This window comes from Leifsonia sp. 21MFCrub1.1 (assembly GCF_900107895.1).
GTDB lineage: Bacteria > Actinomycetota > Actinomycetes > Actinomycetales > Microbacteriaceae > Leifsonia > Leifsonia soli.
Map to the genome: position 1 here is coordinate 3020508 of NZ_LT629867.1, position 13683 is coordinate 3034190.

Below are 13683 nucleotides of genomic sequence, written 5' to 3' on the forward strand. Positions count from 1 at the left end.
CGTCACAGGACGAGCGAGCGGATGGCCGAGGCGGCCGCACCGCGCGCCCAGTCCTCGAAGGTGTGCGGTCGCACGACGATGCGGCAGTCGCCGGCCGACCCGAACACATGCTCGGCGTAGGAGGCGCGCAGGCGCTCCTCGAAGAGGCCGAACTCGACGACGCCCTCTCCGCCGATGATGACGAGCTCCGGCCCGACCATGTTGACCAGGCTGGCGATCGCGAGGCCGATGACGGCGCCGGCCTCGCCGAAGGCCTCGACGGCCGCCGGATCGCCCGCGTGCGCCAGCGCGACGGCCTCCTCCACCGCCACAGGCCGGCCGTGGGCGGCGGAGACCGCAGCGACGATCGCGCTGGTCGCGGCGACCGCCTCGACGCAGCCGCGCCGCCCGCACGCGCAGATGCGGTCGGGTGACGTCAGCGGCAGGTGCCCGATCTCGCCGGCGACGCCGTAGGCGCCCTCGACGACCTCGCCGTTCAGGTGGAGTCCGCTTCCGATGCCGCGGCCGATCGTGACGATGCCGAACGAGCTCGTGCCGAGCCCGACGCCGAACCAGTGCTCGCCGATGGTCAGCGCACGCACGTCGTTGTCCACCACGATCGCGGCATCGAGATGCTCGCTCAGCGCGGCGGCGAGCTCCACCCCGTGCCAGCCCATGATGGCCGAGTCGCGGACGACGCCGGTGGCCGTGTCCACGTCGCCCGAGACCGAGACGCCGATGCAGGCGACGCTCGACCGGAGGTGGCCGAGCGGTTCCTGCAGGCGCGCACACATGCCGACGATGGCGTCCACCACCGCGACCGGGTCGTGGGAGGCCAGCGGCACGCGGTCGGAGGCGATGATGCGCGTGGTCAGATCGGTCGCCACGCCGATCAGCTCGTCGACGTTGACCTTGATCCCGAGCGCGATCACCGCGTCCGGGACCACGGCGACCGGGTTCGCGGGACGGCCGGGCAGACCCGTCGGCGTGACGCCGAGCGAGTCGTCGACGAGGCCGGCGGCGACCAGCGGCGTCACGGCCTTGGTCACGGCGGCCTGCGACAGCCCGGTGAGCCGGGCGACGTCGATGCGGCTGATCGGGCTGCGGGTGAGGATGGTGGTGAAGACCCGCGTCGCCGCCTCGGATGACGACCCGAGCAGCGCTGTGCGCGTCCGTAGCTCGTCGTTCATGCGGGGCTCTCTCCGGTCGGGGGTGCTTCAACCATACGGAGTGGGGACGGGGAGCAGGGACTCTCCGTGGAGGACGTGCTCGCCTCCGGCCTCCAGGCGCACGACCGAGTCGGTCCCGTCGTAGCGGATGCGGACGCTGCGCGGCTCCCGGTGGGGGTTGCGGATGACGGCCCTCGTCAGCCGTCCTCCTGCCCACTCCAGGTCGACGCTGAGCGCACCGCGGGCCCCGAGTCCGTCGGCCCGCCCGTCGGGCCACGCGGAGGGCAGCGCGGGGAGCAGGTGGATGACTCCCCCGTGGCTCTGCAGCAGCAGCTCGGCGATGCCCGCCGGGAACCCGAGGTTGCCGTCGATCTGGAACGGTGGATGCGTGCTGAACAGGTTGGGGAGGAGCCCGCCCCACTCCGACCCGTCGACCGGGCCGTGCCTGCGGGCGTCGCCGTCGTACGGCGTCAAGGCCTGCTGCAGCAGTTCGTGGGCGGCGTCGCCGTCTCCGAGTCGCGCGCGGAGGGCGATCTTCCACGCCCACGACCACCCCATCGCACCCGGTCCCCTCTCGTCGAGGAACCGGCGGGCCGCGTCCGCGAGCTGTGGAGTGCCCACCGGCGTGATGAGGTCGAGCGGGTAGAGGCCCACCATCGGGGACATGTGCCGGTGCCCTGGCTCGTGCTCGGCCACCTCTTCCGACCATTCCCCCAGCCGGCCGTCGCGACCGATCGGCGGCTCCGGGATGACGGCGAGCGCCGCCTCCAGCTCCCGTCGAAGAGACGCGTCGTCGCCGAGGACGTCGAGCGCGTGCAGGCAGCGCTGGAAGAGGGAGCGGATGAACTCGAGGTCCATCGTCGCCGTGAGTCCGAGGGCGCGCGGGTTCCCGTCGGCGTCCCGGTAGGAGTTCTCGGGCGATGTCGACGGCGCGAGGAAGGCGCGGCCGTCCGGCCCGACCTGCAGCCAGTCGAGGCAGAACTCCGCCGCACCGACCAGCAGCGGCCAGATCCGGTCGCGCAGGAGCGCGTCGTCCGCGCTGAACTCGTAGTGATCCCAGAGCGAGTGGGTGAGCCAGACGCCGCCCATCATCCAGATCGCCCAGCTCGGCGCTCCGTGACCCATGCCGACGGGGAGCGCCCAGCCCCAGAGGTCGCTGTTGTGGTGGGCGACCCAGCCGCGGCAGCCGTAGAGGTCGCGCGCGACGTCACGGCCGTTCGCGGCCAGACGCTCGACGAGCGAGATCAGAGGCTCGGCGTCGTCGATCACGCCGAGCGGGCCGGCCGCCCAGTAGTTCATCTCGGTGTTGATGTTGATGGTGTAGTTCGACGACCATGCGGGGCGCAGCTCGCCGTTCCAGATCCCCTGGAGGTTCGCCGCAGGACCGCCGGGTCGCGAGGACGAGGTGAGCAGGTAGCGCCCGTACTCGGCCGCGACGGTCGCCCGCAGCCCGTCGTCGCTGCCCCGCAGGATGTCGGCCGCGACATCCCAGCGGCCCGCGCGCCGGCCGCCGATCGCGAACCGCGCCGGTGCAGGGCGACGCGGTGCGTCGTCCTGGCCGCCCGCGTCCTCGGCGATGGCGCCGAGGGCTCGGGCACCGGCGCGGTCCCGGATCGTCTCACGGGAGACGGTCCGCCACTCGTCGTCCGCGCCGGCCCACCACGACTCAGCGCGGGTCGACGACGAGAGGGCGATCGACAGCCGACGGGCCTGACGCACGACGAGGCCGCCATCGGCGGACTCGATCGTGCCGTCGCTCCGCACCGCGAGGACCGCGGCGGCGAAGCCGTCGTAGTCGGCGTCGTCCTGCTCCGCGTACGTCAGCGGCGGGACGACGGACTGTTCGTGCAGGGGCGCTCCGTCGATCGGCACGGTGAGGTCGAGCGTCAGCATGCCGCCCTCCGCCGTGCGCGCGAGCTCGCGGAGCGGCGTCCGGAGAGAGAGGCGCACCTCGGGGAGCGGCTCGGTGGCGGTGATCGAGACGAGGAGGGTGCGGGCGGCCACGCGCGACACCCGCTCGACGCGTGCTCCCCCGACCTGCAGCGTCTCCTCGACGAGGCGGCGGTCGAGATCCAGGACGCGAGCGGGCTCCCCGTCGACCGGGGTCGCGCCGGGGAGTTCGACCGAGAGGTCCACGAAGGGGAGGAACTCTTGGCTGTAGCGCCCCTCGAAGGTGAGCAGCAGCTCCTCCGCGCGATCGAGGTCGCCGGCGGCGAGCGCCGCACGGACCTCGTCGAGGCGCTCCGGCCCAGCGCCCCCCGCGAGCACGCGACGCAATTCCTCCGCCGCCGTCTCGGGAGTGCCGGACCACACGGTCGCGTCGTTGACCTGGTAGCGGCCGGCGGAGCCGCCGAAGACCATCGCGCCGAGGAGGCCGTCGCCGATCGGGATGGCCTCCTCCCACTGGTCAGCCGGCTGGTTCCAGGCAAGTTGGAGGGTCTCGGTGGAGATCGTCATCGGTCTTCCTTCTCGGGGTTGCACTCGACACACTAGGCATGGTTAATTGACACTGTCAAGTAACCGGATCTCTTCTAGGAGCCCTTCATGCTCGACGGCTACGGCGCCGTTCTGAGCCTGCGAGCCGCAGGCACATCACTCGTCATCGATACGGCGGGTCGAGTGCCGCGCGTGCTGCATTGGGGCAGGGATCTCGGCCCGATCGACGACGCGTCCGCCGAGGCGCTGCGGACGACCAGCGGACCGGCCCTGCTCAACAACTCGCCCGATGTCCCTCGCACCTTCAGCCTGGCGCCGACCGAGTTCGAAGGATGGGCGGGGACGCCCGCGCAGGAGGGTCACGCCTCCGGAACCGCCACCACCCCGCGCCCCCGCACGGAGTCCGTCCGGTACCGGACGGAGGGCGACCAGGGCGGGACGATCGAGATCGAGCTGGTCGACGAGATCACCGCGCTGCGGACGACGATGACGCTGACACTCGACCGCTTCGGCGTGCTCTCGGTGGACACGACCCTCGTCCGGGAGGCTGCCCTCGGCGACGCGGGCATCCCCTACACGCTCGACGCGCTCCGCGTGATGCTGCCCATCCCGGAGCGGGCGGTGGACATCCTCGACTTCACCGGGAAGTGGTGCCGTGAGCGCGCCCCGCAGCGCGGTCCCCTGTTCTTCGGCAGCCATGTGCGCCGCGCGCGCCGGGGCAAGCCCGGCCACGATGCCCCGTACCTGGTCGTCGCCGGCACCGAAGACCTCGGGTTCGGGCGCGGTGAGGCGTGGGCCGCGCACCTCGCGTGGAGCGGCGACGGCGAGTACGTGGTCGAGCGGCTGACCGAGGGCGCCGGTGCGTTCTCGTCGGTGCTCGGCGTCGGAGAAGGGCTGCGGCCCGGCGAGATCGTGCTCGCCGACGGCGACACGTACACCGCCCCCACCGCCCTGTTCGTCTGGTCGGCGAGCGGGCTCGACGGCCTGGCCGACCGCCTTCACCGACGGCTCCGCGCGCGCCCGTCGCACCCGCGGTCCCCGCGTCCCCTCACACTGAACTCGTGGGAGGCCGTCTACTTCGACCACGACCTCCCCCGCCTGAGCGCTCTGGTGGAGCGCGCGGCCCGGGTCGGGGTCGAGCGTGTCGTCCTCGACGACGGCTGGTTCCACGGACGCCGCGACGCCAACGCCGGGCTCGGCGACTGGTTCGTCGACCGCACCGTGTGGCCCGACGGCCTCACCCCGCTCGTCGACCTCGTCCGGTCGCACGGGATGCAGTTCGGGATCTGGTTCGAGCCCGAGATGGTGAACCTCGACTCCGACCTCGCCCGGGAGCATCCCGACTGGGTGCTCGGCCCGCGCCAGGAACTCGGAGCGACCTCCCGCGCGCAGTACGTCCTCGATCTCACCCGCCCGGACGCGTACTCCCATGTGCTCGAGCAGATCAGCGCGATCGTCGAGGAGTACGCCGTCGACTACATCAAATGGGACCACAACCGCGACCTGTCCGAGGCCGTCAGCGGTTCCATCGGCGTGGACCGGCCGGCCGTCCACGAGCAGACGCTCGCGCTCTACCGGATGCTCGACACCCTCCGTGCCCGTCACCCGCACCTCGAGATCGAGACCTGCTCGGGCGGCGGCGGCCGGGTCGACCTCGGAATCCTGGAGCGGACCGATCGCGTCTGGGCCTCCGACTGCAACGACCCCGTCGAGCGCCTGCAGATCGAGCGCTGGACGCGCATGCTCCTCCCGCCGGAGCTCATCGGCTCGCACCTCGGCGCCGAGCGGTCGCACACCACCTCCCGCCGGACCGACCTGTCGTTCCGGCTGATCGTCGCCCTCACCGCCCACGCCGGCATCGAGTGGGACCTGCAGGAGGCGGACGACGAGGAGCTGGAGCGGATCGCGCGCTGGGCGGAGGTCTACCGCGAGCTGCGGGGGCTGATCCACTCCGGCCGGATCGTCAATGCCGACCTCGCGGACGACGCGACCGCATTCACCGGCATCATCGCCCAGGACGGATCGCGAGCGGTCTACACCTGGGCGCGGCTGGTGACCTCGGCACCCGGCCAGTCCGGCCGGGTCCGATTCCCCGGCCTCGACGCCGACGCCCGGTACACCGTCCGCATCCGCGACGAGTTCGGTCCGGCCAGCCGGCACCAGAGCGCCGACCCGTCCTGGATCACCTCCGCCCTCGAGCCGGGCGGCGTCGCCCTCCCCGGCTCGGTGCTCGGCGTCGCCGGTGTCCCCCTGCCCACCCTCAACCCGCACCAGGCGATGCTCTTCGACCTCGTCCGGCTGGCCTGAGCCGCCGGACGCCGGTCGGAGCCCCCGACGGCCCACCGCACCGAACACCCCTCGCGCACCGATGCGCCCGGGGCTCTTCAGAGAGGAAGAACGCATGACCCGCAAGACGCGTGCACGACGGAGCCTGCGGGCTCTGGTCGTGACCGTCGCGGCGCTGGGGATCGTGGCCGCGGCCGCCGTCCCCGCCGGCGCGACGCCGACCCCCCAACCGACAGCGACAGCGACAGCGACAGCGACAGCCGCACCGTCCGCGACCCCGACGGGGACGCCGACGCCCAGCGCGACCCCGAGTGCGACGGAGACGCCGACAGCCACACCGAAGCCGACCGCGACACCCACCGCGACCCCGACGAGCGCGCCGAAGTCGGCGACGGCCGCGGTGCCGACGCCCATCCCGCCCGCGACCGCCACCCCGGACCCGTGGGCCGTCACGCCCTACATGGGCTGGAGCAGCTACAGCATGCAGGTCTACTCCGGCAACGGGAAGTGGATCACCGCCGACCAGCTCATCGCCCAGTCCGACGCCATGCACGCCAAGCTGCAGAAGGCCGGCTACGACTACATCAACGTCGACGCCGGGTGGAGCGACGGTGTCGACGCCAACGGCCGTCCGACGCCGAGCACGACGCTCTATCCGCAGGGGCTGAAGAAGGTCATCGACCATGTGCACGCCAACGACCAGAAGTTCGGCGTCTACCTGATCCCCGGCATCGGACCCGACGTCTACAACAAGGCGTACCCGATCGCCGGCGCTCCCGGATGCACCACGCACGACATCGCGAAGCAGCCGTTGACGCAGGCGGACTACTGGAAGATCGGCTACGCCATCGACTTCTCGAACCCGTGCTCGCAGAAGTACATCGACTCGATCGCGGACCAGCTCGCCGCCTGGGGCGTGAACTTCGTGAAGTTCGACAGCGTCACCCCCGGCTCCGGCATCACCGACGGCTCGGTGGATGCGCGCGATGACGTCGCCGCCTGGTCGAAGGCCCTCAAGAAGCACAAGATCTGGTTCGAGCTCTCCTGGGCGCTCGACATCAACCAGGCCGACTACTGGAAGAAGTACGCGAACGGCTGGCGCGTCGAGTGGGACGTCGAGTGCTACTGCGGCAACGAAGCGCTCACCCAGTGGGACAACATCGCCCGGCTCTTCCCCCGCGCGGCGGACTGGTGGCGTCACGCCGGCCCGGGCGGCTGGAACGACTTCGACTCGCTCGACGTCGGCAACGGGAAGATGGACGGCCTGACGCCGGACGAGCGCCGCACAGCCACCACGCTGTGGGCGGTCTCGGCCGCGCCGATGTACACCGGCAACGACCTCACGAAGCTCGACAAGCTGGGCGTCGACTTGCTCACCAACCCGGAGGTCGTCGGCGTCGATCAGGCGGGCGTCCCCGCGCGTCCGGTCTCGACGACGACCAAGCAGCAGGTCTGGTACGCGTTGAACAAGGACGGCAGCTACACGGTCGCGCTGTTCAACCTGGGCCGGGCGGAGTCCGACATCACCGCGAAGTGGTCCGACATCGGGCTGACCGGGTCGGCGACCGTCCGCGACCTGTGGGCCCGCAAGAACGTGGGCCGCGCGGACGGCTCGTTCACGGCGTCCGATGTGCCGATCCACGGTGTCCGGCTGCTCAAGGTCACGCCGGACAAGGGCGCGACGGTCACGGTCAACGACGACGCCCAGGGCTTCTCGTACGGCGGCGCCTGGACGCGCAACGGCGGAGCCGAGGTCGCCGCGACCTCCCAGCCGCTGACCGTCAACGTCACCGACACCGGCACGCCGGCGCCGCCGACGTCCACCGGGCCGACCCGCACCACGAGCATCAACGACACCGACCCTGGCATCGCGTACTCCGGCCAGTGGGGGTACAGCAACGGCCGGAACTTCGGCGACTACCAGGACGACGTGCACTATGCGGAGCATCCCGGAAGCGACTCGTTCTCGTACACGTTCACCGGCACCGGGATCTCGTACCTCACCGAGCTCGACTCCTCGGAGGGCGAAGCGGACGTGTACATCGACGGGCAGTTCGTGAAGACGGTCAGCGCCAACATCCCGAGCGCCTCCCACACGCCGCAGCAGACGGTGTTCTCGACGAACGACCTCACCGACGGACAGCACACCCTTCGCGTGGTCATGAAGTCGGGCCAGTTCATGCTGCTCGATCGGCTCGACGTCATCCAGCCGAACCTGATCGACCCGTCCAGCGTGTCGTTCGACACGAAGGCGCCGGCGGCGGCGACCTTCTCCGTGCTGCGCGACCCGGACGAGTTCACCGGGATCACCGTGAACGGGACGGCGCTGAAGAAGGGCTCCGACTACACGGTGTCGGGTTCGACGGTCACGCTGCAGCAGTCGTACCTGGCCACGCTGCCGGTCGGGGCCACGACGCTCAACGTGGGCTTCCGCGGCGATTACCTCAACGACGTCCACGCCACGACGGCGGCCGGCGCTTCGGTGTCGTACACCTTCACCGGCACGGGGGTCGACTGGCTCGCGCCGACGGGCCCCGACCAGGGCGTCGTCGACATCTATCTGGACGGCAAGCTGGTGAAGCAGGTCGACACGCACAGCGACACCCGCCGCACCCAGCAGAAGGTGTTCAGCGTCTCGGGGCTCCGCAACGGGAAGCACACCATCATGGCGGTCAAGGAGTCGGGTGCGGTGATGCGCGCCGACGCCCTCCGCTACTCCGTCCGCTGATCCACCGGGTGGGCCGGGAGCTCTCCCGGCCCACCCCCTCCGAAAGGCTCGCCGCATGCCCGGCTCCGACTCCGCCGCCCTTCTCGGCACGGCCCCGCTCCCCACCCCCGACGACTACGCCGCCTACTGGGCGACCGCCGTCGACGACGCCGCGCGGCATCCGCTCGCCGTCCGCCGGGAGCCGGTGGACACGGGCCTCGCCGCCGTCGAGGTGCTCGACATCTCGTTCGCCGGGGCGGACGGCCGGCGGGTCAGCGGCTGGCTGCGGCTGCCGCGCCACCGCGAGGGCCGGGTTCCGGCCGTCGTGCACTTCAACGGCTACGGCGCCGGACGACTCGACCCGATCGACGACCTCACCTGGCCGGTCGCGGGCCTCGCGCAGCTGGTGATGAACACGCACGGGCAGGGCGGCGGCAGCACCGGCCACCTGCTCGACGGGATCGAGGACCCGCACCGCTCCTATTACCGCGGGGTGTTCGTGGATGCCGCTCGCGCGGTGGACGCCCTCCGCTCGCTCGACGAGGTGGACGGCGAGCGCGTCGCGGCGATCGGGAACAGCCAAGGCGGCGGCATCGCCCTCGGCGTCGGCGCTCTGCAGCCCACCCTCGCCGCCGTGCTGGCGCAGGCCCCTTTCCTGACGGACGCGCCGCAGGGCGTCCGGCTGGCGCGCACCGGTCCCTGGCTGGAGCTGCGCGCATACCTGACGGAGCATCCTGACCGCTCCGACGCGGTCGCGCGGACGCTGGCGTACGTCGACGGGGTCACATCCGCCCGGCATGCGACGGCACCGGGATGGATCAGCGACGGGCTCGAGGACGACATCTGCCCGCCGGAGACCGCCCGCGCCGCCGCGGAGGCCTACGCCGCCCCCGTCACGCTGCGAGAGTGGCCGGGCGCTGGGCACGAAGCCGGCGCGACGGCCGACCGGCGCGGTGCGCTGGCGGTGCTTCGCGATCGCCTCGGCCTTGCGGGAGCGTGACGGCGGGACCGTCACGGCGGGACGGCTCAGGCGCCGTCGCGCTGCGTCGCGAACGTCCAGACGAGCGGCAGCACCATCCCGTCGGCGTCCGGCCCCGAGGTGACGAAGTGGTCGACGTGGCGGTTGATCGAGTCCTGCCAGCGCTGGTTGGCCGGGTCGTCGTCGAGCTCTCGCATCGCCGCGGCGAAGTCGTCGCAGTCCACCACATGGAACAGGTCGCGCCCGCTGCGCCAGATCTGCCAGTCGTGGATGCCGACCCGCTCGAACGAGACGACGAGGTCGTCCGGGATGGCGGCATGCGCGGCGTCGTAGGCGGCCTCGTGGCCGTCGCGGATGATGGAATGTAGCGCGACGCGCATCCCGATGCTCCTTTGCGAACGAAGTTTGAATTCCTATAGGAAATAGTAATAGTCTCGATGCCGGAAGGCGAGCGAAAGGACCCTCGATGCGATTCATGCGACTCGGCGAGCCGGGAGCGGAGATCCCCGTCGTCACCGACGGCGTCACCACGTGGGACCTGCGCCCCCTCACCGCCGACATCGACGGCGCCTTCCTCGCCGCCGACGGCCTCGCCCGGGCGGAAGCCGCCGCCTCCGCCGGCGACCTCCCCGGCCTCGACCCGGCCGGCCTCCGCGTCGGCGCCCCCATCGCCCGGCCGCAGGCGGTCATCTGCATCGGGATGAACTACGCCGCCCACGCGCGCGAATCCGGCTCCGAGCCGCCGACCGACATCGTCGTCTTCTACAAGCACCCGAACACCGTCGTCGGGCCGTACGACGACATCCTGCTCCCCCCGGGATCCACGACGACCGACTGGGAGGTCGAGCTCGCCGTCGTCATCGGCACGCGCGCCCGCTACCTCGACTCCCCCGAGCAGGCCCTCGACCACATCGCGGGCTTCGCGGTCGCCAACGACGTCTCCGAGCGCGAGTACCAGCTGCAGCGCTCGCTCGGCCAGTGGAGCAAGGGCAAGAGCTTCGAGACGTTCAACCCGCTGGGCCCGTGGCTCGTCCCGGCCGCCGAGGTCGGCGACGGCAGCGGTCTCGGCATCCGCTCGCGAGTCAACGGCGAAGCACGGCAGGACTCGACCACGAGCGACCTCATCTTCAGCGTCGCCGAGATCGTCTACCGGCTCAGCCGGTTCACGGTGCTCGAGCCGGGCGACCTCGTCAACACCGGCACCCCGGAGGGGGTGGCCCTCTCCGGCCGGTTCCCGTACCTGGCCGTCGGCGACGAGGTCGAGGTCGAGATCGACGGGCTGGGCGCGCAGCGTTCGACCGTGCGGCCGGCGCTCTGACCGCATCCACCATCCACCCTCAACGCAAGGAGACAAGGATGTCGCACTTCGAAGGCCTGGTGGCCGCCGTCACCGGCGGCGCGTCCGGGCTCGGCCGCGCGATCGCCGACGAGCTGGCCGCACAGGGAGCGCGCGTCTTCGCGCTCGACCTCGACCCGGATGCGGTGAGCGCGCCGCACACCGGCGTCCGCTGCGACATCGGCGACGACGCCAGCGTGCGTGAGGCCATCGCCGCGGTCGTCGACGCCGCCGGGCGCCTCGACATCGTGATCGCCAACGCCGGCATCGGCGCGCAGGGTGACGTCGAGGCCAACGATGACGACGAGTGGATGCGCGTCCTCAACGTGAACGTGATCGGCTCGGCCCGCACCATCCGGCACGCAATGCCGCACCTGAAGGAGTCGCCGTCGCCCGCCGTCGTGCTCACCAGCTCCATCGCCGCGTGGGCCGGCCTGCCGCAGCGCGTGCTGTACTCCGCGTCGAAGGGCGCCATCTCGGCCATGACCCTGGCGATCGCCGCCGACTGCCTGCCGCTCGGCATCCGCGTCAACGCCATCGCGCCAGGAACCGCCGACACCCCATGGGTCGGCCGGCTGCTCGACTCCGCCGCCGATCCGGACGCGGAGCGCGCCGCGCTCGAGGCGCGCCAGCCCAGCGGACGCCTCGTGCAGCCGCAGGAGGTCGCCGAGGCGGTGGCCTACCTGGCGTCGCCGACGTCCGGTTCGAGCAACGGTGTCATCCTGCCGGTCGACGGCGGGATGTACTCCCTGCGGCCGAGGAGGTAGCCCGGGAGTCGCGGGGCGGCCGGCCCTCACACGCCCTGCGGAATGTGCGAGGTCAGGCCGCCGTCGATGACGAATTCCGACCCGGTCGAGTACGGCTCATCGCTGGCGAGGTAGAGGACCAGGTTCGACACCTCGTCGGGTGTCGCCGCCCGGCCCAGGGGGATCTGCAGCTGCTTCGCGTCGATTCCCGTCGTCATCGGCGTCTCGATCAACCCCGGATGCACGGAATTGACCCGGATGCCCGCTGCAGCGAGCTCGACGGCTGCCGACTTCGTCAACCCGCGCACACCGAACTTCGCCGCCACGTAGCCGTGTAGACCGGGGCTTCCCTGCAACCCCTCGACCGAGGAGATGTTGACGATGCTGGCGCGCCCGCCGGCCGCCAACGCGGGCACCGCGGCGCGCATGCCGTAGAAGACTCCGCTGAGGTTGATGGCGATGATCGTCGACCACATGTCGTCGGTGAACTCGTGCAGGGCAGCACCGTTGGCGATGCCGGCGTTGTTGACCAGGATGTCCAGCGAGCCGAAGGTGGAGGTCGCGTGCGCGACCGCCTTGTCCCATTCCTCGGGTCTCGTCACGTCCAGGTGGACGAACGTCGCCTGCGCACCCAGTTCCTCCGCCAAGGCCTGCCCCTCCGCGTCGAGGAGGTCGGCGATCACGACCTTCGCGCCTTCACGTGCCAGTGCTCGGCAGTGCGATGCTCCCATCCCCCGTGCGCCGCCGCTGACCAAAGCAACCTTGCGGTCGACTCTTCCCACGCCCAACTCCTTCGATGAACCCCCAGCCTCGGCCCTCCCAGCGCGCGCGGACAAGGTCCAAAGTCTCGACCGATGCTGCCCGCAGGGATCGCTACGGGACGTTCGACCCTGGAAAGGCGGGAACCGGCCTCGCACCCTGGAACCACGAGCACACCGGTCACCAACCTAAGGAGCACGAGTATGCGGGCAGCGCGCTGGCACGGTCAGAAAGACATCAGGATCGACGACGTCCCCGAGCAGTCGCTGGAACCGGGCACGGTCGGGATCGACGTGGCGTGGTGCGGGATCTGCGGAACCGATCTGCACGAATATCTGGAAGGACCGATCTTCATCCCGCCGGCCGGGCATCCGCATCCGCTGTCGGGTGAAGCGGCGCCTGTGACGCTGGGCCACGAGTTCTCCGGGGTCGTGACGTCGCTCGGAGACGGCGTCGACGACCTCGCCGTCGGCGATCACGTGGTGGTCGAGCCCTACATCATCCGCGATGACGTCCCGGTCGACGGCGACGCCGAATACCAGCTCACACCGGACATGAACTTCATCGGGCTGGCAGGACGTGGCGGCGGGCTCTCCGAGCACATCGTGGTGGAGCGACGCTGGGTGCACCCCGTCGGGCCCGACCTGCCCCTCGACCAGGCGGCACTGATCGAGCCGCTCTCGGTGGGACATCACGCCTTCGTGCGTTCCGGCGCGACGGCGGGTCAGGTCGCACTCATCGGCGGGGCCGGGCCGATCGGCCTGCTCACCGCGGCGGTCTGCAAAGCGTACGGGCTCACGGTGATCGTCACCGAGCTCTCCGAGGCCAGGAAGGCGAAAGCGTCGGAGACGGGTGTCGCCGATCACGTTCTGGATCCGTCGACCGTGAACGTCGCGGACCGTGTCCGCGAACTCACCGGTGGATCGGGCGCCGATGTGGCCTTCGAGTGCTCGAGCGTCAATGCCGTCCTGGACACCCTGCTCGACGCGGTGAGGCCGACAGGGGTCGTGGTGAATGTCTCGATCTGGGGACATCCGGCGAGCGTCGACATGCAGAAGCTCGTACTGAAGGAGATCGACCTCCGCGGCACCATCGCCTACGCGCACGACCACGCGCGAGTGATCGAGCTGGTGCAGCAGGGCCGGATCGACCTCGCACCCTTCATCACGGGCCGGATCGGACTCGACGACCTCGTTGAGGGAGGCTTCGAGCAACTGATCCACCACAACGAGAACCACGTCAAGATCCTCGTCTCCCCCGGTCCGATCGCGCGCGGGTGACCATGA

General features: G+C 71.1%; 10 protein-coding genes. 6 read left to right on the top strand and 4 right to left on the bottom strand.

Features of this window, described 5'->3' with window-relative positions:
* Window positions 1-2: 2 nt before the first annotated feature.
* Window positions 3-1169, bottom strand: a complete 1167-nt coding sequence (locus tag BLW09_RS14335) for an ROK family protein (RefSeq protein WP_089914072.1) — start codon at window positions 1167-1169, stop codon at window positions 3-5.
* Between the two features lie 27 nt (window positions 1170-1196).
* Window positions 1197-3605, bottom strand: coding sequence for a glycosyl hydrolase family 95 catalytic domain-containing protein (locus BLW09_RS14340; protein WP_089914075.1), 2409 nt, complete (start codon window positions 3603-3605; stop codon window positions 1197-1199).
* Between the two features lie 87 nt (window positions 3606-3692).
* Between BLW09_RS14340 and BLW09_RS14345 the strand changes: the two genes are divergently transcribed.
* The 3 genes from BLW09_RS14345 (at window position 3693) to BLW09_RS14355 (ending at window position 9577) form a co-directional block, all read left to right on the top strand.
* Window positions 3693-5891 carry an alpha-galactosidase gene (locus BLW09_RS14345; RefSeq protein WP_089914078.1) on the top strand — a complete coding sequence of 733 codons (2199 nt, stop codon included), beginning with the start codon at window positions 3693-3695 and terminating at the stop codon, window positions 5889-5891.
* 94 nt (window positions 5892-5985) lie between these two features.
* Window positions 5986-8598 carry a X2-like carbohydrate binding domain-containing protein gene (locus BLW09_RS14350; protein WP_089914081.1) on the top strand — a complete coding sequence of 871 codons (2613 nt, stop codon included), beginning with the start codon at window positions 5986-5988 and terminating at the stop codon, window positions 8596-8598.
* Between the two features lie 55 nt (window positions 8599-8653).
* Entirely contained in the window at window positions 8654-9577 is a 924-nt protein-coding gene (locus BLW09_RS14355) for an acetylxylan esterase (protein WP_089914084.1), read from the top strand.
* Window positions 9578-9603: 26 nt separating this feature from the next.
* Here the strand turns inward: BLW09_RS14355 and BLW09_RS14360 are convergent, their stop codons facing one another.
* A complete protein-coding gene (locus BLW09_RS14360) occupies window positions 9604-9936 on the bottom strand; it encodes an L-rhamnose mutarotase (RefSeq protein WP_089914087.1) in 333 nt (110 codons plus the stop codon).
* Window positions 9937-10022: 86 nt separating this feature from the next.
* On the opposite strand from BLW09_RS14360, the gene BLW09_RS14365 reads away from it, so the two are divergent.
* Complete coding sequence (locus BLW09_RS14365; protein ID WP_172824216.1) at window positions 10023-10874, top strand: fumarylacetoacetate hydrolase family protein; 852 nt, start codon at window positions 10023-10025, stop codon at window positions 10872-10874.
* A gap of 38 nt (window positions 10875-10912) precedes the next feature.
* Complete coding sequence (locus tag BLW09_RS14370; RefSeq protein ID WP_089914090.1) at window positions 10913-11659, top strand: SDR family NAD(P)-dependent oxidoreductase; 747 nt, start codon at window positions 10913-10915, stop codon at window positions 11657-11659.
* Between the two features lie 26 nt (window positions 11660-11685).
* On the opposite strand, the gene BLW09_RS14375 is transcribed toward BLW09_RS14370, so the two are convergent.
* Window positions 11686-12420 (bottom strand): SDR family oxidoreductase, encoded by a 735-nt coding sequence (locus BLW09_RS14375; RefSeq protein ID WP_089914093.1) that lies wholly within the window; start codon window positions 12418-12420, stop codon window positions 11686-11688.
* A gap of 180 nt (window positions 12421-12600) precedes the next feature.
* Here BLW09_RS14375 and BLW09_RS14380 point away from each other — a divergent pair, with 180 nt between their 5' ends.
* The gene (locus tag BLW09_RS14380; RefSeq protein WP_089914095.1) at window positions 12601-13677 is read left to right on the top strand and encodes a 2,3-butanediol dehydrogenase; all 1077 of its coding nucleotides are present in this window, start codon (window positions 12601-12603) and stop codon (window positions 13675-13677) included.
* Window positions 13678-13683 lie beyond the last annotated feature (6 nt).